The 21,388-nt window shown below is 38.0% G+C and carries 24 protein-coding genes; 18 read left to right on the forward strand and 6 right to left on the reverse strand.

The window, feature by feature from the left end:
• Positions 1 to 59: 59 nt before the first annotated feature.
• From HRK21_RS10980 to moaA, 6 genes are read left to right on the forward strand one after another with little or no spacing between them, the layout of a single operon-like run.
• A complete protein-coding gene (locus tag HRK21_RS10980) occupies positions 60 to 1,283 on the forward strand; it encodes a molybdopterin molybdotransferase MoeA (protein WP_070006839.1) in 1,224 nt (407 codons plus the stop codon).
• Positions 1,262 to 1,747, forward strand: coding sequence for a molybdopterin-guanine dinucleotide biosynthesis protein B (gene mobB, locus HRK21_RS10985; RefSeq protein WP_070006840.1), 486 nt, complete (start codon positions 1,262 to 1,264; stop codon positions 1,745 to 1,747). Before HRK21_RS10980 ends, mobB begins: the two co-directional genes overlap by 22 nt.
• A complete protein-coding gene (locus HRK21_RS10990) occupies positions 1,744 to 2,166 on the forward strand; it encodes a molybdenum cofactor biosynthesis protein MoaE (protein WP_069888561.1) in 423 nt (140 codons plus the stop codon). Before mobB ends, HRK21_RS10990 begins: the two co-directional genes overlap by 4 nt.
• Positions 2,150 to 2,398, forward strand: coding sequence for a molybdopterin converting factor subunit 1 (gene moaD, locus HRK21_RS10995; protein ID WP_003738629.1), 249 nt, complete (start codon positions 2,150 to 2,152; stop codon positions 2,396 to 2,398). Before HRK21_RS10990 ends, moaD begins: the two co-directional genes overlap by 17 nt.
• A gap of 12 nt (positions 2,399 to 2,410) precedes the next feature.
• Positions 2,411 to 2,893 carry a cyclic pyranopterin monophosphate synthase MoaC gene (gene moaC, locus HRK21_RS11000; protein WP_003738630.1) on the forward strand — a complete coding sequence of 161 codons (483 nt, stop codon included), beginning with the start codon at positions 2,411 to 2,413 and terminating at the stop codon, positions 2,891 to 2,893.
• 28 nt (positions 2,894 to 2,921) lie between these two features.
• Positions 2,922 to 3,923 carry a GTP 3',8-cyclase MoaA gene (gene moaA, locus HRK21_RS11005; RefSeq protein ID WP_031695198.1) on the forward strand — a complete coding sequence of 334 codons (1,002 nt, stop codon included), beginning with the start codon at positions 2,922 to 2,924 and terminating at the stop codon, positions 3,921 to 3,923.
• A 34-nt stretch (positions 3,924 to 3,957) separates the two neighbouring features.
• Here the strand turns inward: moaA and HRK21_RS11010 are convergent, their stop codons facing one another.
• Both HRK21_RS11010 and HRK21_RS11015 read right to left on the reverse strand, forming a co-directional pair.
• Positions 3,958 to 4,446, reverse strand: a complete 489-nt coding sequence (locus HRK21_RS11010; RefSeq protein WP_070006841.1) for a MogA/MoaB family molybdenum cofactor biosynthesis protein — start codon at positions 4,444 to 4,446, stop codon at positions 3,958 to 3,960.
• 11 nt (positions 4,447 to 4,457) lie between these two features.
• Entirely contained in the window at positions 4,458 to 5,456 is a 999-nt protein-coding gene (locus HRK21_RS11015) for a ThiF family adenylyltransferase (protein ID WP_070006842.1), read from the reverse strand.
• A 131-nt stretch (positions 5,457 to 5,587) separates the two neighbouring features.
• On the opposite strand from HRK21_RS11015, the gene HRK21_RS11020 reads away from it, so the two are divergent.
• Positions 5,588 to 6,142, forward strand: a complete 555-nt coding sequence (locus tag HRK21_RS11020; protein WP_070006843.1) for a flavin reductase family protein — start codon at positions 5,588 to 5,590, stop codon at positions 6,140 to 6,142.
• A gap of 48 nt (positions 6,143 to 6,190) precedes the next feature.
• On the opposite strand, the gene def is transcribed toward HRK21_RS11020, so the two are convergent.
• Entirely contained in the window at positions 6,191 to 6,742 is a 552-nt protein-coding gene (gene def, locus HRK21_RS11025) for a peptide deformylase (protein WP_003730100.1), read from the reverse strand.
• Between the two features lie 833 nt (positions 6,743 to 7,575).
• On the opposite strand from def, the gene pdhA reads away from it, so the two are divergent.
• From pdhA to HRK21_RS11065, 8 genes are all read left to right on the forward strand, one after another.
• A complete protein-coding gene (gene pdhA / locus HRK21_RS11030) occupies positions 7,576 to 8,691 on the forward strand; it encodes a pyruvate dehydrogenase (acetyl-transferring) E1 component subunit alpha (protein WP_003722679.1) in 1,116 nt (371 codons plus the stop codon).
• Between the two features lie 2 nt (positions 8,692 to 8,693).
• Positions 8,694 to 9,671: an alpha-ketoacid dehydrogenase subunit beta gene (locus tag HRK21_RS11035; RefSeq protein WP_003738635.1), complete on the forward strand. Its 978-nt coding sequence runs from the start codon at positions 8,694 to 8,696 to the stop codon at positions 9,669 to 9,671.
• Between the two features lie 110 nt (positions 9,672 to 9,781).
• Positions 9,782 to 11,416 carry a dihydrolipoyllysine-residue acetyltransferase gene (locus HRK21_RS11040; RefSeq protein WP_070006844.1) on the forward strand — a complete coding sequence of 545 codons (1,635 nt, stop codon included), beginning with the start codon at positions 9,782 to 9,784 and terminating at the stop codon, positions 11,414 to 11,416.
• A 4-nt stretch (positions 11,417 to 11,420) separates the two neighbouring features.
• Positions 11,421 to 12,824, forward strand: a complete 1,404-nt coding sequence (lpdA, locus tag HRK21_RS11045) for a dihydrolipoyl dehydrogenase (RefSeq protein WP_070006845.1) — start codon at positions 11,421 to 11,423, stop codon at positions 12,822 to 12,824.
• A gap of 186 nt (positions 12,825 to 13,010) precedes the next feature.
• Positions 13,011 to 13,322: a hypothetical protein gene (locus HRK21_RS11050; protein ID WP_003738638.1), complete on the forward strand. Its 312-nt coding sequence runs from the start codon at positions 13,011 to 13,013 to the stop codon at positions 13,320 to 13,322.
• A 128-nt stretch (positions 13,323 to 13,450) separates the two neighbouring features.
• On the forward strand, positions 13,451 to 14,404 hold the full coding sequence (locus HRK21_RS11055; protein WP_070006846.1) for a Rossmann-fold NAD(P)-binding domain-containing protein: 954 nt from the start codon (positions 13,451 to 13,453) through the stop codon (positions 14,402 to 14,404).
• Positions 14,404 to 14,676, forward strand: coding sequence for a UPF0223 family protein (locus HRK21_RS11060; RefSeq protein ID WP_003722685.1), 273 nt, complete (start codon positions 14,404 to 14,406; stop codon positions 14,674 to 14,676). The genes HRK21_RS11055 and HRK21_RS11060 overlap by 1 nt, the downstream gene beginning before the upstream one ends.
• Before the next feature lie 21 nt (positions 14,677 to 14,697).
• Entirely contained in the window at positions 14,698 to 15,228 is a 531-nt protein-coding gene (locus HRK21_RS11065; protein ID WP_069888567.1) for a DsbA family protein, read from the forward strand.
• 56 nt (positions 15,229 to 15,284) lie between these two features.
• Here the strand turns inward: HRK21_RS11065 and HRK21_RS11070 are convergent, their stop codons facing one another.
• The gene (locus HRK21_RS11070) at positions 15,285 to 16,229 is read right to left on the reverse strand and encodes a magnesium transporter CorA family protein (protein WP_003722692.1); all 945 of its coding nucleotides are present in this window, start codon (positions 16,227 to 16,229) and stop codon (positions 15,285 to 15,287) included.
• 200 nt (positions 16,230 to 16,429) lie between these two features.
• Entirely contained in the window at positions 16,430 to 17,044 is a 615-nt protein-coding gene (locus HRK21_RS11075) for a YktB family protein (protein ID WP_003738641.1), read from the reverse strand.
• A 130-nt stretch (positions 17,045 to 17,174) separates the two neighbouring features.
• On the opposite strand from HRK21_RS11075, the gene HRK21_RS11080 reads away from it, so the two are divergent.
• The 3 genes from HRK21_RS11080 (at position 17,175) to HRK21_RS11090 (ending at position 21,019) form a co-directional block, all read left to right on the forward strand.
• Positions 17,175 to 17,948: an inositol monophosphatase family protein gene (locus tag HRK21_RS11080; RefSeq protein WP_070006847.1), complete on the forward strand. Its 774-nt coding sequence runs from the start codon at positions 17,175 to 17,177 to the stop codon at positions 17,946 to 17,948.
• Positions 17,949 to 18,139: 191 nt separating this feature from the next.
• Positions 18,140 to 19,978, forward strand: coding sequence for a translational GTPase TypA (gene typA, locus HRK21_RS11085; protein ID WP_003738643.1), 1,839 nt, complete (start codon positions 18,140 to 18,142; stop codon positions 19,976 to 19,978).
• Positions 19,979 to 20,152: 174 nt separating this feature from the next.
• A complete protein-coding gene (locus HRK21_RS11090; protein WP_070006848.1) occupies positions 20,153 to 21,019 on the forward strand; it encodes a DUF5068 domain-containing protein in 867 nt (288 codons plus the stop codon).
• Between the two features lie 28 nt (positions 21,020 to 21,047).
• On the opposite strand, the gene HRK21_RS11095 is transcribed toward HRK21_RS11090, so the two are convergent.
• Positions 21,048 to 21,278 carry a YlaI family protein gene (locus tag HRK21_RS11095; RefSeq protein WP_003730090.1) on the reverse strand — a complete coding sequence of 77 codons (231 nt, stop codon included), beginning with the start codon at positions 21,276 to 21,278 and terminating at the stop codon, positions 21,048 to 21,050.
• Positions 21,279 to 21,388: the final 110 nt, after the last annotated feature.

Consider the following 21,388-nt stretch of genomic DNA (forward strand, 5'->3'; position numbering starts at 1 on the left):
CCTGTATATTGGTACTAAAGAAAACGCATACATTATTTGTGAAAGGGAAGTGCGCCCAGATGATTGAAAAAAGAAATACCATAAGCATGGAACAAGCGAGAGAAGTATTATGTAACCAAATAACGCATCTTCCAGTAGAAAAGAAAAATGTGACGGATGCATTAAATCAAGTATTGCAAGAGCCTATCTTTGCCCCGTTTCCAGCTCCTTATTTTAGAAGGTCTGGTTACGATGGTTTTGCGATTACGGAAGCAGATGACGGGAATTATCCAATCACTTTACGAGTTGTAGCAGAAGTTCCATGCGGACAAACATACAATAAACCACTAAACCCAGGGGAAACCGTTCGAATAATGACTGGAGCAAAAGTGCCAGAGAATGCTTCGAAGATTATTATGCTTGAACAATCTAGAGAAGCTGGTAACCAGAATGACATTACCCTTATCAATACACAAAAATCTAGCAACATTACAGAAGTTGGTGCGGAGTTTTCCAAAGGAGACTTGCTATTAGATCGCGGACATATTTTAAATGCCGGTTCGATAAGTTTGCTGTCATCATTTGGTATTCGTGAAGTTCAAGTCATCAGAAAGCCAAAAGTAGCTATTTTATCCACAGGTAGTGAACTTGTTCCAGCCGGGAATTCTCTTCCAGATGGCAAAATTTATAATAGTAATCAACCGTTACTGGAGAATTTATTAAAAGTACATCATGCCGAGATTTGCGCGGCTGAACAGTTACCGGATAATTATGAGGATACGAAAAAACGATTACTAGAATTGACTCAAATAGCAGACTTGATAATTACAACTGGTGGTGTTTCTGTAGGCGATTTTGATTATATGGCAGAAATTGCAAAACAAGAGGCAGAATTACTTTTTAATAAAATTCAAATGCGACCAGGTAGTCCGACAACTGGAATGTGGCTGGACAAAACGCTTATCATTGCGCTTTCTGGAAATCCAGGGGCATGCTTTACAGGTTTTTACTTATTAGTAGAACCGGTGTTAGCTACCTTAATGGGGAAAGATACAACGGAGACGACCCAAGTACGTGCAAAAATGGCAAGCGATTACACTAAAAATAATGGCTATGATCGTTTTTTACGAGGAACCTATCGTTTGTCTGACGAAGGAGAATATTTGGTTGAGTTGGTAGGAAGCGATATGTCGAGCGCGCTAGGAAACCTCCATTTAACCACTTGTTTATTCAAAATCCCACGTGGTCAAGTAGGGAAATTAAAAGGAGAAGAGGTCGAAGCATGGCTACTATCCTCCAAATAATTGGCTTTAAAAATAGCGGAAAAACAACTTTACTAAATGCACTAATTCGAGCTAGTCGAAAGGAAAACTACACGGTTTCTGCTATCAAACATGATGCCCATGATTTTTCAGTAGATCACGCGGGAACTGATTCGTACTCGTTTCAAGAGAGTGGTGCAGCAGCTGTTGTTATCGCGAATTCGAGACAATATGCTGTGATGGAACAAACCGGCATCGATTTAAAAACTGCCATTCAAAAGTTGCCAGAATCAGACATTATTCTCATAGAAGGCTACAAAGAGGGGCCTTTCCCTAAAATTATATTGATTCGCGAACAGGCGGAAATCAAACTTTTAAAGAATAGTAAAGCTGTTTATAAAATTGCGACACATAATCCAGCACTAAAAAAAGAAGCGGTTTTCATTGGCGAAGAAAAAGCTTTAACTACTTTTGCAGAAACGTTAATCGAGGAGTTTTTATCATGAAATATGTAGCATTGCAACACGAAAAAATCGAAATAGGTCCACTTTTTGACAAACTAATCAATAAAAATCACGGTGGAACTAATCTTTTTGTTGGTACAATCCGAGAATGGACGGGGGACATTCAAACAGAAGAAATTCGTTATACATCATATGAGGAAATGGCGCTCAAAGAACTAAAGAAATTAGCAACAGAAGTAGAAACAAAGTGGAGGGCGGATGTTGTCATCGTCCACCGGCTAGGACTTTTACAAATTACAGATATCGCTGTAGTTATAGGCGTATCAACACCACACAGAGCCGCTTGCTATGAGGGATCCAGATATATTATTGAACGCTTAAAAGAACGGGTACCTATATGGAAAGAAGAAAAAGATATCGATAAAACAAGGTGGGGTGGCCTAGATGCTAACAACAGTTAAATTTTTTGCTCATTTAGCGGATAAGACACATAAAACAGAAGTAAAATTGAATTTGCAGCAGTGTCAGACAGTCGGCGAGGTTCGAGAAGTCATTAGTAGTGAATTTCCTGAAATAGCCGTTGATTTGGCAAGCTGTATGTTAGCCGTTAACATGGAGTTTCAACAAGATCAAGACCTTTTACCAGAGGAAATAACAGAAATCGCAGTCATTCCGCCAGTAAGCGGTGGATAAGGAGGGGAATAGATGGAAAAAGATGACTTAACTCATTTTAACGATGAAAAACGCGCAAAAATGGTAGATGTTACAAGCAAATCTGAAACAAAACGTCGTGCAATCGCTAGAGCTACGATACATATGAAGGAAGAAACTTTAACACGGATTCATGCTGGTAAAATTGCTAAAGGAGATGTTTTAGCCGTTGCCCAAGTAGCTGGTATTATGGCAGCTAAAAAGACAAGCGAACTAATTCCAATGTGCCATCCGATTATGACGACGAAAGCTGATATTTCTTTTGAAGATGACGGGAATACTGCGCTAACTATCACCTCCGAAGTTGTAACCGTTGGAAAGACGGGCGTGGAAATGGAAGCACTCACAGCTGTAACCATTGCAGCATTAACCATTTATGATATGTGCAAAGCAATGGATAAAGGCATGCGGATAGAAAAAACGTATTTAGTGGAAAAAACAGGTGGAAAAAGCGGGATTTTTAAAGCAGAAGCGTAACTATTTTGTAGGATAGGAGTTTTGTTTTATGCAATTATTAAAGGATAAATTTGGGCGAGTACACGATTATATTCGTATTTCAGTAACAGATCGGTGTAATTTAAGGTGTGTGTATTGTATGCCCGAAGAAGGCCTGACATTTTTGCCCCATGAAAAAGTACTATCCAAAGATGAAATTGTCAGCTTTATGGAATTAATGGTGAAATTCGGCATAAAAAAAGTCCGCATCACTGGCGGAGAGCCATTACTTAGAACCGATATTGTGGAAATTGTTCGCGGGTTGGGAGCAATTCCTGAAATAGAAGATATTTCGATTACAACGAATGCGATGTATTTGGCGAAAAAAGCGGAAGCGTTGAAAGCGGCGGGACTGACACGTGTAAACATCAGCTTGGATTCCTTGCATGCAGATCGTTTTCAAGCAATTACTCGTGGTGGACGTTTGCAAAAAGTTCTCGATGGTATTCAAAAAGCAGAAGAAGTAGGGTTATTTCCAATTAAGCTTAATGTCGTCTTAATTAAAGGACAAAACGATGACGAAATAACCGATTTCCTCCGCTTTACAAAAGATAAAGATATTAATATTCGTTTTATTGAATATATGCCGATTGGTCATGCTGGTACGAGTTGGAAAGAAAAATATTTACCGCTTGATAAGATTTTTGAAGCCTGTGATGAAGCTGGTTATGAATATGAACCAGTTGACTCGATTCGAGGAAACGGTCCTTCCGAAAACTTCCGCATAAAAGGAGCGAAAGGGACATTCGGTGTGATTCACCCAGTTAGTTCCCATTTTTGCGATAGTTGCAACCGACTTAGGCTTACCGCAGATGGTTATATTAAAGCATGCCTTTACTGGGACGAAGAAATGAATATTCGACCATTTATCCAAGACCCAGTCAAACTAATGCAACTTGTACAAAAGGCAATTGATAACAAACCTGAAAATCACGAAATGGCATTAAAACTACAAGATGAAGTGCAGTCTAATAAACCAACTTGGCGTCGTATGAGTCAAATTGGAGGATAAATAAAACATCCGGTCATGCAAGTGACCGGATGTTTTATTTTTGTCGTTCTGCTATTAAGTGAGGTAACTCAGGAATAATCAATTTTTGCATCGCGAGCTGACAAGCATTACTTGAGCCAGGTAGCGCAAAAATCAATAAGCCATTTTCTGAAAAACCAGCGAATGCCCGAGATACCATGGCGCGACTACCGACTTCTTCGTAACTAAGCATTCGGAAAATCTCCCCAAATCCGGGAATTTCTTGCTGAATAGTCGCAAATAAAGCTTCATAAGTAACATCTCGCCTAGCGATACCTGTACCGCCATTTGTGATAAGACAGAAAGAACCATTAACAGCTAGCTCGTTTATTTTCTGCTTAATGTGGGAAACATCGTCAGGAACGACAATCCGTGAAATTACCTCATGCCCAGCGTTTTCTAAGGTAGATTGAATCTGTTGACCACTCGTATCTGTATCCAAATTTCGTGTATCACTAATTGTTAGAATACTACAAGCTACCTTAATAAATGACTTTTGTTCCATAATTGCCTCCTTTAGTTAAAAAATAAATGATATGTTTTTTTTGCTTCTGTTATATTTTCTGTCCCATGAAGTAATACGCGCCCATTTTTAAAAATAACAAACTGGAACTTTTCATACTGGAAACTGAGCAAAGCGGGATTTTCGGTGTAAGTAATTTTCTGTTCTACCAGTAGTTGTTTAATTTCTCGGTAATTGCTTTTATTAGGTAAGCGAAATTGCACAGTATCTCTTCCGCAAAGAGCAACTGCTTGCTCGGAAAAAGGAACTTCTGAAAGTGTTTTTCCAGTTGCGCATCTAAGGCAATCGCGTTGTTTTTTGACTTCGATTGTCTGGAAAGAAAATTGCCAATTATCTAGTTGGTAGTAGATATTTGCTTTGAAATCAGGGTTGATAATCATTTGCGTAAGTAAGGAAACCTGCATGCCGGCGACGATTGGAATCAGGGCACCGTCAACGCCGATAATATCACAACTTGCTGCGTTGGTTTGCGGAATATCGCCGAGTAAACAGTGCAAACAAGCAGAGTCAGGCGGAATAATTGGCATGAGATTCGCATAATTTCCAGCACATGAGGTGAAAATCCACGGAATTTGATGGGTGAAACAAAACTGATTTAAAAAGGCTCGCGTCATAAAATTATCTGTGCAATCAAGTATGTAATCAATTGTTCCGGCATAAGGCGTTAAACTCGTTACATTCGCATCATCTACAATATATTCGATTGTAATATCGCTATTAATGAGTTGTAAAGCTTTAGATGCTGCATATGCTTTTGCTTGTTTGTCTAATGCATCTTGTTCCGTGAAAAGCGATTGGCGCTGCAGGTTACTTAGCTCCACATAATCGCGATCAATTAAAATTAACTTTCCAAAACCCATTCGTGCACAAATTTCTGCGGCATATGAACCAATCGCGCCAACACCAACAATTAAAATCGTTTTCGTGAGTAATTTTTCTTGACCAGCTTTTCCGATGTTCTTAACGCGCATCTGTCTATCATAACGTTCCAAATTTCCACCTTCTTTCCAATTTTATTTTACCAGATAAATACATAAAGGGCTTACTTGTAAGGTTTAAGTTTATGGTTGAATTCCCATTACATCATATTTATAATGAAAGAAAAAAACTAGAGGTGCTAACTATGAAACAGCGCGTAGAAACAGAAAAATTTTATCCAGCTTATCCAGTCTTTGTATTAACGTATTTGAATGAAATTAGAGAACCGCAAATGTCAACGGGGTCATCATCGTATACATTAGGAGATAGTATCGTAATCGGCGTGTCAGCAGAAAGTAATGCGAGTAAACATTTATATGCTGGTCAAAAATTTGCTGTAAATTTTCCAAACACAGAGCAGTTAGGGTTAATTGAACAAGGGGGATTCTCATCGGGCAAGCGCAACGATAAAGTAAAAGTTCATCAAATCGAATTAACCAAAAGTGATAACGGAGGAGTAGCTTACATTGATACCTGTCCGATTGTATTCGAGTGCACCGTAACTCGGACTGTATCAGACGAAGACTATCATACAATCTTTGCTAAAATTGACTCGCGATTATTTGAAAAAAATTTAGTGGATTCAGATGGTCATATTATTCATGAAGAGCTTGATTTAGTTTTATTCTCAGGCGATGCAAATGAACGTAAATTTAGAAAGCTCGATACAAAAATAGAAACAGTTGGTGGCCATTCATAGAAATAAGAATCCCCGCAGGAATTAGTATCCTGCGGGGATTTATTCATTTTAACCAAATACGTCCACATCAGGTGGCAAGTAGGAGGGGTTTTCTTTATTAATGTGATCATAAAACATAATTCCATTTAAATGATCGATTTCGTGTTGAATAACAATGGCTGGATAATCTTTGAAACGCAATTTCAGTGGTGTACCATTTTCGTCAAAAGCATCAATAGTTACACGTTCACTTCGGACCACATAACCTGGAACTTCCCGATCAACAGAAAGGCAACCTTCACCACCAGAAAGACAAGCTTGCTGCACAGAATGGCTACGAATTTTTGGATTATAAAGCACATAACTATAAAGACGATCTTTTTCATCATGTACATGAATAGCAAGAAAACGTTTCGTTACAGCAAGTTGTGGAGCAGCAATTCCTACGCCACCACGTAAACCGTATTTTTCCGCCATCTCTTCATCTTGACTATTAATCAGGAATTCAAGCATATCACGTCCTAATTTTTTTTCTTCATCTGAAAGCGGGAAAGTCACTTCTGTCGCAACTTCTCTAAGCGCTGGATGACCTTCTCGTACAATATCGTCCATTGTAAGCATGATTTGATTCTCTCCTGTTCTTTAATAACTTATCTTTATTTTAACAAAAGAACGAAAAAAAAGGAATGAAAGATTACTACACACGAAAAAAAGGAGACTTCCGTAGGTCTAAAGACATATTTGTTAAAAATAAGAAAGTTTTAAAAGCGAACAATAAAAAAAAATATTGTTAAAATGTTCGTCTAAAACAAATGATGAAAAAATTTATATGTTTGTGAATTCACAAACTAATGATATTTGCCACCTAAAAGTTTGAAATAGGTGTGATAATGCGAGAGTTGTAATATTATATAACAGTTTTTATCTGTTTCATCTTTTTTTAATACAGAACGGGAAAGCGAATGATTTAAGTAATAATGCCATTGTAAGCGATAAAATAAATAGAGATTAACTTATTGACTTCATAATCTTGGTAGTGTAAATTAAGAGAGAAGATTAGTGTATTAATAAAATTCTTGTTTTCGAGTAAAACAGAAATAACATTTTAAATAAAAGGAAAGTTCCTGTTTTTTATGAAACATTGTGAAAGAATGAAAGTTTTTTCACAAACTCTCTTAAAACCCATGTTTTCAATGAGGATTTTGTGGTAATAACTGGAGAGGCTGCGTAATTAGTTAATAGGAATTTAGGAAAAAGCTTCCGGAATCTGCTTCTTTCTATAGAATAACTTTTCTTTTTACTACGCTATTATAATTAATACACAATCAGGATGGCAGTTTTAAAAGAATTCATTTAGATGGGTAAATGACCGGACGAGCGTTACATACAACGCATACCTAACTAATGAAGAATTTGAAACTGTACAATGTGAATGACGAAAGGGTGGATACGAAATGGCTTCTAAAACAAAGAAGGCTATTATCGACGTAAAGAAACAATTTGAGGCTGTTCATAAACAATTTGAATTAGTTCAAATTCTGAATGAAAAAGGAGAAATCGTAAATCCAGATTTAATGCCGGATTTAACAGATGATCAATTAGTAGAATTAATGACTCGCATGGTTTGGACTCGTGTACTTGACCAACGTTCTATCTCACTTAACCGTCAAGGACGTCTAGGTTTCTACGCTCCAACTGCTGGACAAGAAGCTTCCCAACTTGCAAGTCACTATGCACTTGAAAAACATGACTATATTCTTCCAGGTTACCGTGATGTGCCACAACTTATCTGGCACGGACTTCCACTTACAAAAGCGTTCTTGTTCTCTCGTGGACACTTTGTAGGTAACCAATTCCCTGAAGATTTAAATGTATTATCACCACAAATCATCATCGGTGCACAAATCGTGCAAGCTGCCGGTGTTGCTCTAGGTCTTAAAAAACGTAAAAAAGACGCTGTTGTAATCACTTATACAGGTGACGGTGGTTCTTCTCAAGGTGACTTCTATGAAGGAATGAACTTTGCAGGTGCTTACCATGCTCCAGCAATCTTCGTAGTACAAAATAACAAATTCGCGATTTCTACACCTCGTGAAAAACAATCAGCTGCTGAAACATTAGCTCAAAAAGCAGTTGCAGCCGGAATCCCAGGCGTACAAGTAGACGGAATGGATCCACTTGCAGTATATGCTGTAACTAAATTCGCTCGTGAACGTGCAGTTGCTGGTGAAGGCCCAACATTAATCGAAACAATGACTTACCGTTATGGTCCACATACACTTTCTGGTGATGATCCAACTCGTTACCGTACAAAAGAACTTGACGGAGAATGGGAACTTAAAGATCCAATCGTTCGCTTCCGTACTTTCTTAGAAGGTAAAGGCCTTTGGAACGAAGAAAAAGAAAATGCTGTTATCGATCAAGCGAAAGAAGAAATCAAAGTAGCAATTAAAGAAGCAGATGCTACACCAAAACAAACTGTAACTGATCTTCTTAAAAATATGTACGAAACACCAACTGCTCCTATCAAAGAGCAACTGGCAATCTATGAAGCGAAGGAGTCGAAATAATCATGGCGCAAAAAACAATGATTCAAGCGATTACAGATGCGCTTGCAGTAGAACTTGAAAAAGACGAAAACGTATTAGTTTTTGGGGAAGACGTTGGTAAAAACGGCGGCGTATTCCGTGCAACAGAAGGATTACAAGAAAAATTTGGCGAAGATCGTGTATTCGATACTCCTCTAGCGGAATCTGGTATCGGTGGTCTTGCTATCGGTCTTGCACTTGAAGGTTTCCGTCCAGTTCCAGAAATTCAATTCTTCGGTTTCGTATTTGAAGTAATGGATTCCGTTGCTGGTCAAATGGCTCGTATGCGTTACCGTACAGGCGGAACTCGTACTGCTCCAATTACCATTCGCGCACCTTTTGGTGGTGGAGTTCATACACCAGAAATGCACGCGGATAACTTAGAAGGATTAATGGCGCAATCACCTGGTTTAAAAGTGGTAATTCCATCCACTCCATATGATGCAAAAGGTCTTTTAATCTCAGCTATTCGTGATAACGATCCAGTTATCTTTTTAGAACATATGAAATTATACCGTTCTTTCCGTGAAGAAGTTCCAGAAGGCGAATACACAGTAGAAATTGGTAAAGCAGCTGTTCGTCGTGAAGGTACAGATGTTTCTATCATCACTTACGGGGCAATGGTACAAGAATCAATGAAAGCAGCAGAAGCTCTTGAAAAAGATGGCGTATCTGTAGAAGTTATCGATTTACGTACAATTAGCCCAATTGATGTGGAAACAATCATTGCTTCCGTTAAGAAAACAAACCGTGCTGTAGTAGTTCAAGAAGCACAAAAACAAGCAGGTATTGCTGCTAATGTCGTTGCAGAAATTAACGATCATGCAATCCTTTCTCTAGAAGCTCCAGTTATGCGAGTTGCTGCGCCAGATAGCGTATTTCCGTTCTCTCAAGCAGAAACTGTTTGGTTACCAAATCATAACGATATTATCGAACGCGTAAAAGAAGTTATTGCATTTTAATTCATAATAACCATTTTAAAACTTATGGGGAGTTTTAGAAGGGGAACGAAATATTTTTATACTAAGGTTCAGTTTATCTGAACCTTAGAAATTACAGGAGGCTTAATAAAATGGCATATTCATTTAAATTACCGGATATCGGTGAAGGTATCCATGAAGGTGAAATCGTTAAATGGTTTGTACAACCAGGCGATAAGATTGAAGAAGATGAATCCCTATTTGAAGTACAAAACGACAAATCAGTGGAAGAAATCACTTCTCCAGTTTCAGGAACAATTAAAGAAATCAAAGTTGCTGAAGGTACAGTTGCTACAGTTGGACAAGTACTAGTAACATTTGATGGCGTAGAAGGTCACGAAGACGACGCCGAAGAAGAAAGCGCAGCACCAAAAGCAGAATCCACAGAATCAACTCCAGCACCCGCAAAAGCTAGCGGAAAAGGAATTTTTGAATTCAAATTACCAGATATCGGTGAAGGCATTCATGAAGGTGAAATTGTTAAATGGTTTATTCAACCGGGCGATAAAGTAGAAGAAGATCAGTCCATTTTTGAAGTGCAAAACGACAAATCTGTCGAAGAAATTACTTCTCCAGTAGATGGAACTGTTAAAGATATTTTAGTTAGCGAAGGCACAGTAGCAACAGTTGGTCAAGTATTAGTAACATTCGAAGGCGATTTTGAAGGAGGAGCTAGTCATGAATCTACTCCAGAATCTCCAGCAGAAGAAGCTGAACTTACAAACAACGACGCAACTTCCGCTCCAGCTACAGGTGGAAACGGAACGCCATCATCTAAAAAAGATCCTAATGGCCTTGTAATTGCAATGCCTTCTGTACGTAAATATGCGCGTGAAAAAGGCGTTAATATCGCTGAAGTAGCAGGCTCTGGAAAAAATAACCGCGTAGTTAAAGCGGATATTGATGCTTTCCTAAACGGCGAACAACCAGCTGCAGCAACAACTACTGCTCAAACGGAAGAAAAAGCAGCAGCACCAAAAGCGGAAAAAGCAGCAGCGAAACAACCAGTTGCAAGCTCCGATGCTTACCCAGAAACACGCGAAAAATTAACACCAACTCGTCGTGCGATTGCAAAAGCAATGGTAAACTCAAAACATACAGCTCCACACGTTACTTTAATGGACGAAATCGAAGTAACTGCACTTATGGCTCACCGCAAACGTTTCAAAGAAGTGGCTGCCGAAAAAGGTATCAAACTTACTTTCTTACCTTATATGGTGAAAGCTCTTGTTGCAACGCTTCGTGACTTCCCAGTGCTTAACACAACTTTAGATGATACGACAGAAGAACTTGTTTACAAACATTACTTCAACGTTGGTATCGCGGCAGATACAGACCACGGTTTATATGTACCAGTAATTAAAAATGCTGATAAAAAATCCGTATTCCAAATTTCTGATGAAATCAACGAACTAGCTGGAAAAGCACGTGATGGTAAATTAACTGCTGACGAAATGCGCCACGGTTCCGCAACTATTTCTAATATCGGTTCTGCCGGCGGGCAATGGTTCACTCCAGTAATTAATTACCCAGAAGTTGCTATCCTAGGTGTTGGTCGTATTGCTCAAAAACCTATCGTAAAAGATGGCGAAATTGTAGCAGCACCAGTACTAGCTCTTTCCTTGAGCTTTGACCACCGTGTAATTGACGGCGCAACTGCTCAAAAAGCAATGAACAATATTAAACGTTTATTAAACGATCCAGAATTATTACTAATGGAGGTGTAACAAAATGGTAGTAGGCGATTTTCCAGAAGAAAGAGACACCATAGTCATCGGTGCAGGCCCAGGTGGGTATGTAGCCGCAATCCGAGCTGCACAACTCGGACAAAAAGTTACCATTATTGAAAAAGAATATTACGGCGGTGTGTGCTTAAACGTGGGATGTATTCCTTCCAAAGCACTTATCACAATCGGTCACCGTTTTAAAGAAGCTGGCCACTCTGATAACATGGGTATTACAGCGGACAATGTGAACTTAGATTTCACAAAAGCACAAGAATGGAAAGGCAGCGTAGTTAACAAGCTTACATCAGGTGTTAAAGGCCTTCTTAAGAAAAATAAAGTAGAAATGTTAGAAGGAGAAGCGTTCTTCGTGGATGATCATTCCTTGCGTGTGATTCACCCTGACTCCGCTCAAACTTATACATTTAACAACGTAATCATTGCAACAGGATCTCGTCCAATCGAAATCCCAGGTTTCAAATATGGTAAACGTGTATTAAGCTCAACTGGTGCACTTGCACTAACAGAAGTTCCGAAAAAATTAGTCGTAATTGGCGGCGGATATATTGGAACAGAATTAGGTGGAGCATTCGCTAACCTTGGTACAGAACTAACTATCCTTGAGGGTGGTCCAGAAATCTTACCAACATACGAAAAAGACATGGTTTCCCTAGTGAAACGTAATCTGAAAAGCAAAAACGTTGAAATGGTTACTAAAGCACTTGCAAAATCTGCTGAAGAAACTGAAAACGGCGTTAAAGTAACGTATGAAGCTAACGGTGAAACTAAAACTATCGAAGCTGATTATGTTTTAGTAACAGTAGGTCGTCGTCCAAATACAGACGAAATCGGTTTAGAACAAGCTGGCGTTAAAGTAACAGAACGCGGTTTAGTAGAAGTTGACAAACAAGGTCGCTCGAACGTTTCTAACATTTTCGCCATTGGTGACATCGTTCCTGGTGTTCCTCTAGCTCACAAAGCTAGCTATGAAGCAAAAATCGCTGCTGAAGCAATTGCTGGCGAAAAAGCAGAAAACGATTATACAGCACTTCCAGCTGTTGTTTTCAGTGACCCAGAACTTGCAACAGTTGGCTTAACAGAAAAAGAAGCAAAAGAAAAAGGCTTTGACGTAAAAGCTGCTAAATTCCCATTCGGCGGTAACGGTCGTGCGCTTTCTTTAGATGCACCTGAAGGATTTGTTCGTCTAGTTACTCGTAAAGAAGATGGCCTAGTTATCGGTGCACAAGTTGCCGGAATGAACGCTTCTGATATTATTTCAGAAATCGGCTTAGCAATCGAATCAGGTATTACAGCTGAAGACATCGCGCTTACTATCCACGCTCATCCATCCCTTGGAGAGCTTACAATGGAAGCAGCCGAACTAGCTTTAGGTCGCCCAATTCATATGTAATTAACTTAAAGCGGAGGTATCCTTTATGGGTATTTCCGCTTTTTATCTATATAAATTAGTGCGTGATTTCACAAAAACTCTTTTAGTTCATTTTTTGAAATAGTTAAAGTATCCGTTTTAGAAAAAAAGGAGTATAATGTAACAAGTGAACGTAACAAGTCAAATCTAATTGAATCAGGTGAAAAAATGGAGAAACAAACAGCAACATGGAAGAAAGCTCTATTTTGGTTTGCGTATGTAGTAGCAGGAATTTGTTTTGTATTGACAATCATAGCCTTTGGAGTAGGTTTCTTTCATCATATGCATGATACAGGTGGATGGCGCTCGGTTATACAAATTCTCGAAACCCCAATCACTGGCTTTGTCAAAATGACTGGTGGCTATATCGGTAAAGGGATTTTAGAAGTAATTATTCTGATTATCGTTAGTTATGCACTACCAATATTCTTCTGTTTTGCAACGCATTATTTAAAAGTGAAACGACGTGAAATGACTTAAAATAAGATTATTTTGTAAAAAGCAAAGCGAATGAGCATTGCTTTTTATTTATGTGGTCAAGTTATTTTATTTTTGCCTCGGAAGCATGCTAAAATAACAATAAGAGACTTGATGAGGAGGAGACACATATGCCGTCTAAGAAGAAAAAAGTGGTCGTTATCGGCAGAAGCAATCTACAAAATCTCTACATTCATACAGTTCTTTTAAAAAAATTACCAGCCGAGATTTACTTAATAGACGATCAAGCGAAAACAAGCGTACAAGATTTTGATTATGCGAGTTATTATCATGCAGATGTGACCATTCACTCAGGAACATTCAATGAGTGTCGCAACGCAGATATAGTCGTCTTTTTTCAAGAAGAAATGTCCAATCAAATTGTTTCAAAAGAAGACAATCTCGCGCTAATCAAAGAAAAAGTGAAGAAAATGATGGCAACTGGTTTCCGAGGGATTGTCTTAGTGGCAACAGCTGAGAGTAATGTCGTTGCCGCGTTAATTAAACGTTTCTCCGGTTTATCAGCAAATCAAATTATTACGCTTGGCACTATGCTTGCGACGTCTTATTTTCAAGTGGAAATTGCTAAATTATTTAAAATCAGCCCTAAAAATGTACACGGATATATTATTGGTGATAATGCAGAAGATGTCATTCCTGTATGGAGTAGGGCTTTCCTTGGTGGCAAACCAATTTTAAGTTATTTAGCCGAAGATCAAAAAAGAATCTCAGCGGAGGATTTACAAAATTTAACAAAAATGATTACTAAAATTCCGGATTTTCCTTTTGAAAATAAAGATGGTTGTACTTTCCGATTTAGCACTGTGACTGTTCTTGCTGAATTAACCGAAGTCATTTTGCGCGACGAAGCAAGAGTTATCACAGTTGGTGTTGAAGTGAAAGAAGCATACGGTTTAGAAAATCCTGTCTTCATTAGTGTCCCAGCTGTCATTGGCGCAGAAGGAGTCAGAGAACTACTTGAATTAAATCTCTCAGACGATGAACAAAAAGAATTAAAACAAATCGCCACAAAAACCACCGAGAAATTAGAAGAATTGCAACTTAACAAAGGAGGAATTAGTTAATGGAATACAGCTACCCACTAAATCCAGACTGGACAACCGAAGAAATGACGATTGTTGTACAATTTTTAGAAGCTATTGAGCGAGCGTATGAAAAGGGCATAGATACGCTTGAGCTCAAAGAAAAATATCGAGCATTCAAGCAAGTAGTCCCTGCCAAAGGAGAAGAAAAACGGATTGGCATAGACTTTGAGAAAGCAAGTGGCTATTCGGCCTATAAAGTCATGCAGCTTGTAAAAAACGCAACTACTAGTAAAATAAAAATGCAACCATAATTAAGAGGAGGAATTTTTTTCATGGATATTAGTCAAATTAAAGCAGAAGTAGTCACACCAGAAACTGGAATACACGTAGGGGAAAAGGCAGCACCCGTTAAAGTAATGTCTTTCGTTAACTTACGTTGCCCATTCTGCCGTGAGTGGAATGAAAAATCTAAAGATGTTCTTACGGAATATATTCAAGCAGGAAAAATCGAATTAATTATTAAACCATTTGATAAAGAAAAAGAATCTTTACAACGAGGAAATGTGACGCATCGTTATTTAGATTATTCAACACCAGAAAAAACACGTGAAACAATCAATAAGATTTATAGCAAGCAAGACGAGTGGGGTAGCCTTTCACTTGATGAAGTAGCTGCTTATATGAAATCTGAATTAGGCTTAACAGAGCAAGACAATAAAGCTGCATCAGAAAAAATTGTCGCAGAAGCAAATGCGGCAAATGTTGTTTTTGTACCGACTGTTATTGTGGGTGAACATATTTTTGATGAGCATATTAGCCCTGAAGAGTTACGTTCGTTACTAGACGGCGAATTAGCTAAATAAAAAAAGCGAATGTATTACCTAAAATTTTAAGTAATACATTCGCTTTTTGTTTATTTTTAAAAGAATTTCCTCCGCCAGAATACAATCGCAAGTGCTCCAGCAATCCCGAATGCAAAACCGAGCGTAAGCATCCAAGCCATTGGTGTATTCATAAACGGTAATTTCACGTTCATTCCGTAAAAGCTAAACACCATTGTTGGAATCGTCAAGATGATGGTAAAAGAAGTAAGGAATTTCATCACGATATTCATATTGTTCGAGATAATGGAAGCATAAGCATCCATCATCCCGCTCAAAATATTCGAGTGAACTTCCGCCATTTCAATACCTTGGCGATTTTCAATAATAACATCTTCTAATAAGTCTTGATCTTCTTCGTACATTTTAACAATATTTTGACGCATCATTTTATCTAGTACGACTTTATTCGATTTAAGGGCTGTTACAAAGTAAACTAAACTTTTTTCAATCCCCATTAAATCATAAAGTTGTTTATTTTTCATAGATTCATGTAGTTCTTTTTCGATTTCGTCCGTTTGACGGTTCAAGCGTTTTAAGTGACGCAAGAAAGTAGTGGAAATCATGTATAAGATTTGCAATGCGAATCGCGTTTTCATATGTGTATAAAAGCCTTTAATACGGTTTCTAATAAAGGATTGCACGATAGAAGAATCGATTGTACAAATCGTAATAAAATAGTCTTTTGTGATAATTATCCCCATTGGAATGGTTTCGAATGAAGCGTAATGAATATCATCTTCATCGACTACCGGAAAGTCACAAACGATTAAAACAGAATCCGAGTCATCATCGCGTTCAATCCGGGCACTTTCATCTTTATCTAGTGGATCTTCTAAGAACTCAAGTGGAATTTCGTAGTTATCGGCAATTTTATTAATTTCTTCTGAAGTAGGGGCAACGATATTAATCCAACAATTGCGTGTTACTTCTTCTAACTCAATTAATTTGCCGTTTTCATCTGATTTGAAAATTTGATGCATGCTTTTTACCTCCTTTTTTAACAGGTAAATTTCACGCGGTTAGAGTTTCGTTCCCGTGAAAAATCACCTGTATGAATACTTCGATGTGGACCAGGGTCACTTGCTGTTTGCTGCTCCTTTTTCACGTTCCTCAACTCCTTCAAATCATAGTAATTCACAACTCTACCATTATACCTAGATTATAGTCATTTGTACATCTTTTATTGAAGGGAAGCCTTATAGAGCGGAATTAACTCGTCTAGCACCATTTCAGCCTCTTTGATGAAGTCTTTCCCTGGGGATAAATGGCTATCCTCTGGTAGATAAATTTTCCCAACTAAAAATTCCCCTTTTTTCACATCGCGGAAACGTTCAAGCGTTGCCTCTAGTTGTCCGTCATGCACAGGATAGGTTTTTTCTTCAGTATGATCTGGGGAAATAGCAAAGTTGTCCGGTAAATCAGCCAATAATTTCTTTTCTTTCAAAAAACGATTAGCGATTTTCTTGCTCTCTTCATTTTCATAAATAAAGGCGAGCCAAATAAATAAATAATTATCGAATAGACCTACTTGAAAATGAGGATGCTTTTTATAACCACGTTTATCATGGCAAATGGCCAGCCACGTGCTATCGGGTGGGTTAACTGAACGTCTTTGGTGACGAGCAATATGTAAAAACATTTCATCGCCAAGCTTGGCACTTAAATAAGTAGTCAATTCTTCCCCAACAGCTCTGAATTTTGGTTGAATATCATTTTGAATTCCTGTCATGCGTGCTTCAAGTCCAGGAATTTGCATTGTTTTAAAATCTTTCTTACTAAATCCTTTAAAAGTCATCTGTTTTCCTCCTAATTTTGCATATAGTTTCATTATACGGAAGTTAAGTTCCAAGTGAAAGAATCTTGTTCTATTCAGATAATTCATTTTTGTGATAAAATAAACAAAAAGAGTGCGAAGAGGTGTGCATATGGACAGCGAAAAAATAGATTATTTAGCAAGGTTATGGATTATGGAAGCCGCAGCAAAAATTAAGCAATCTTTCAAAGAAACGTTAGATATTGATGTCAAATCCAGTCGAAATGATTTAGTGACGAATATGGATAAAGAAACCGAAGCTTTTTTTGTTCAACAAATTAAAGCGCATTTTCCTGACCATCGTTTATTTGGTGAAGAAGGTATGGCAGCAGATGTAACAGATTTAGATGGCGTGGTTTGGATACTTGACCCAATTGACGGGACACTGAACTTCGTCGAACAGCAACGTGACTTTGCAATTTCTCTCGCTGTATATGAAAATGGAGTAGGCCGACTAGCTTATATTTATGATGTGACGCGCGACGAATTGTATTTTGGGGAAAAAGGAAAGGGCGCTACAGTAAACGGCAGAACTATTCCTAAACTAGATCCAACCGTAGACCTTGAGGATGCACTATTAATTGCTAATTTAAGTGTAACAAGAAAATTTCCAACTATGTGGGAGGCGGTAAAAGCTTCTAGAGGATTACGATTACACGGAGCAGCCTCACTAGAATATATGGATGTTGCTACAGGTCGAGCGGGAGCCTATCTTTCTGCTAATTTAGCTCCGTGGGACATTGCTGCTGGGAAAATTATCGTCGAAGAATTAGGCGGAAAAGTGACAAGAATTAACGGTGAAGAAATGAATATGTTAGAAAAAGGAAGTTCCATCGTAGCTGCACCGAAAATTCATCAAACCTTATCAGATAACTACCTGCCTTAAAGAAAGCGCTCAACATAAAAAAACTTGTTTTCAGAAAATAAAAATCGTGCCAAATCCGCTCAGCTATGCTATAATAGGTAAGTTGATTTAAACGAGACGATAGCGACGGAGGAAAATAAATCTATTTTCCTCTTTCTTTTGGCTAATCTTCACGATAAATGTTTGGATTTTTAATTTAGGAGGAAACAAGATTGAATTTAAGAAATGATATTCGTAATGTAGCAATTATTGCCCACGTTGACCATGGTAAAACAACTCTAGTAGACCAATTATTACGCCAGTCAGGCACATTCCGCGACAATGAAACAGTTGCAGAACGCGCAATGGACAACAATGATTTAGAAAGAGAACGCGGTATTACAATTTTAGCGAAAAATACAGCGATTAAGTATGAAGATACACGTGTAAACATCATGGATACACCTGGACACGCCGATTTCGGTGGAGAAGTAGAACGTATCATGAAAATGGTTGATGGTGTTCTTTTAGTAGTGGACGCGTATGAAGGTACGATGCCTCAAACACGTTTTGTACTAAAAAAAGCACTAGAACAAGACTTAACACCAATCGTTGTTGTTAACAAAATTGACCGTGATTTTGCTCGTCCTGAAGAAGTTGTGGATGAAGTATTAGAATTATTCATCGAATTAGGTGCAAATGACGATCAATTAGAATTCCCAGTTGTTTATGCTTCTGCAATTAACGGAACTTCAAGTTATGATTCCGATCCAGCAGAACAAAAAGAAACAATGAAACCACTTTTAGACACTATTATTGAACACATTCCCGCTCCAGTTGATAATAGTGATGAACCATTACAATTCCAAGTATCTTTACTTGATTATAATGACTATGTAGGTCGTATCGGTATTGGCCGTGTATTCCGCGGAACAATGCACGTAGGACAAACAGTTGCCTTAATTAAACTTGATGGCACAGTAAAACAATTCCGTGTAACGAAAATGTTCGGTTTCTTCGGACTAAAACGTGAAGAAATTAAAGAAGCAAAAGCTGGTGATTTAGTAGCGCTTGCTGGAATGGAAGACATCTTCGTTGGTGAAACAGTAACACCATTTGATCATCAAGAAGCACTTCCTTTACTACGTATTGATGAGCCAACTTTACAAATGACTTTTGTAACAAACAACAGTCCTTTCGCAGGTCGCGAAGGTAAACACGTAACAAGCCGTAAAATTGAAGAACGCTTACTTGCAGAACTTCAAACTGACGTATCTTTACGCGTAGAGCCAACAGCTTCACCAGATGCTTGGGTAGTTTCCGGTCGTGGTGAGCTTCACTTATCCATTTTGATTGAAACAATGCGTCGCGAAGGTTATGAACTACAAGTTTCTAAACCAGAAGTAATTATCCGCGAAATTGATGGCGTGAAATGTGAACCAGTAGAAGACGTTCAAATTGATACTCCAGAAGAATTCATGGGTTCTGTTATTGAATCTATCAGCCAACGTAAAGGCGAAATGAAAAACATGATTAACGACGGTAATGGCCAAGTTCGTTTACAATTCATGGTTCCAGCTCGTGGCTTAATCGGTTATACAACAGATTTCCTTTCAATGACTCGTGGTTATGGTATTATCAACCATACATTCGACAGCTACCAACCAATCCAAAAAGGACGCGTTGGTGGACGTAGCCGTGGTGTACTTGTATCCATGGAAACAGGTAAATCTACTACTTACGGTACGATGCAAGTAGAAGACCGTGGTACTATTTTTGTAGAACCTGGTACAGATATTTACGAAGGTATGATCGTTGGTGAAAACAATCGTGAAGGCGATATCGCTGTAAACATTGTTAAAGCAAAACAAATGACTAATATTCGTTCTGCAAACAAAGACCAAACAAACGTAATCAAAAAACCTCGTCATTTATCACTAGAAGAATCATTAGAATTCCTAAACGAAGATGAGTACTGTGAAGTAACACCAGAATCCATCCGTTTACGTAAAAAAATTCTAAACAAAAACGAACGTGAAAAAGCAGCAAAACGTTCAAAAACTGCTGAATAATAATTGAATCGGCCAAATAGTTTTTTTAGTGATAGCAATATCCTTTAAAAACTATTTGGCTTTTTTATGCTTTAAGTTGCTAGAAAAGGGAATAAAATAATGTATTTGTAACACTATTGTAATATGAATAGCTATTTGGTATATTAGAAGTAAGTAGAAAAGGTGGTTAGTATGATGAAAAAACGTATAATTATTCTTGCGGTATTAGTGGTACTTCTTATCGGAGGAGTTGTAGTCGGTGTTTATGCAAATGGAAACTCTGCAAAAGACAACAAAGACAATGAAAGCAAAACAACAGCTAAAAAAGCCACATCTACACCTAAGAAAACAACTGACACAGAGAAAAAAGAAACAACAACCAAAGATTCGGTTACAGATGATAAAGGCGTAGTCACAAAAGGAAGCTCCGATGTAGAAAAAAATGCACCAGCCAAAAGTAATAGTAGTGCAACAGATAAAAACAGTAGTCCGGCCACACCGGCCTTTTCGCTGTCTACTTCAGGCTTCAAAACTTCCAATGTATCTTCGGTCCTTGGTGGAACCGTAACAACAACTTACTTGTCGAGTTCCCCTTCATTCGAAAAAATCTTTGAAAATTTAACTATTGAAGTCAATCAATACAAAGTAGAACATGTTGTTGGCGCAAATAAAGCAGTTAGTGCAAGTAATCCAGAAAGTTATTTAGCGAATAAAAATGGTTATGTAATCACATTAGACATATCCATTAAAAATACCTCTTCTAAAGATAAAATGTACAAAGCGGACCAAATTACGCTCATTGGTGCAAATGAATTTGTTGGAGGAAGCTTAGATAATTTTGTACCATCTAACTTTCATCTTATTGGAAGTAAAGCTGACCCAAATATTTTCGCAGCTGGAAAAACAGCTCGTGGGCTCCTTACTTTCACGATGACAGAATCGGTATACAATGATTTAGCGGCTGATTCAAAAATCGGTGTACCAAATCCGGATAAATTTGATGCAAGCGTTTCTGAAGCCAAAGCAGGCGATGATGTTATTGCTGCATTCCCAGTAAAATAAAAAATCCGCCCATTATCGGGCGGATTTTTTATTTTCCAGTACTTTCTATTAAATTTTTTAACTCACTATTCGACATTACTACTGGTTTATGAAAATTGAAATGGCCAGAATTAACGCGACTGATCGTATTAATAGCTACTCGATGTTCACATTCAGGACATAAATACATTCTAATAGGTTTGTTTCGTAATTGTTTTGTTTTAAATTCGCGATTGTCTAGCTCATCTACACGTTCGCAGAGAATACATTTTGCGTTCATTTTGTCTTCACCTCACACAAGTATTATAGCATGATTATCAAAAAAGGCGAGTAAAAGTGAATTTTTCAAAAATTTTAATGGAATCGTGCTTGCGTGGCTTACAAATTATG

The sequence above is a fragment of the Listeria monocytogenes genome (assembly GCF_013282665.1).
Taxonomy (GTDB): Bacteria; Bacillota; Bacilli; order Lactobacillales; family Listeriaceae; genus Listeria; species Listeria monocytogenes_C.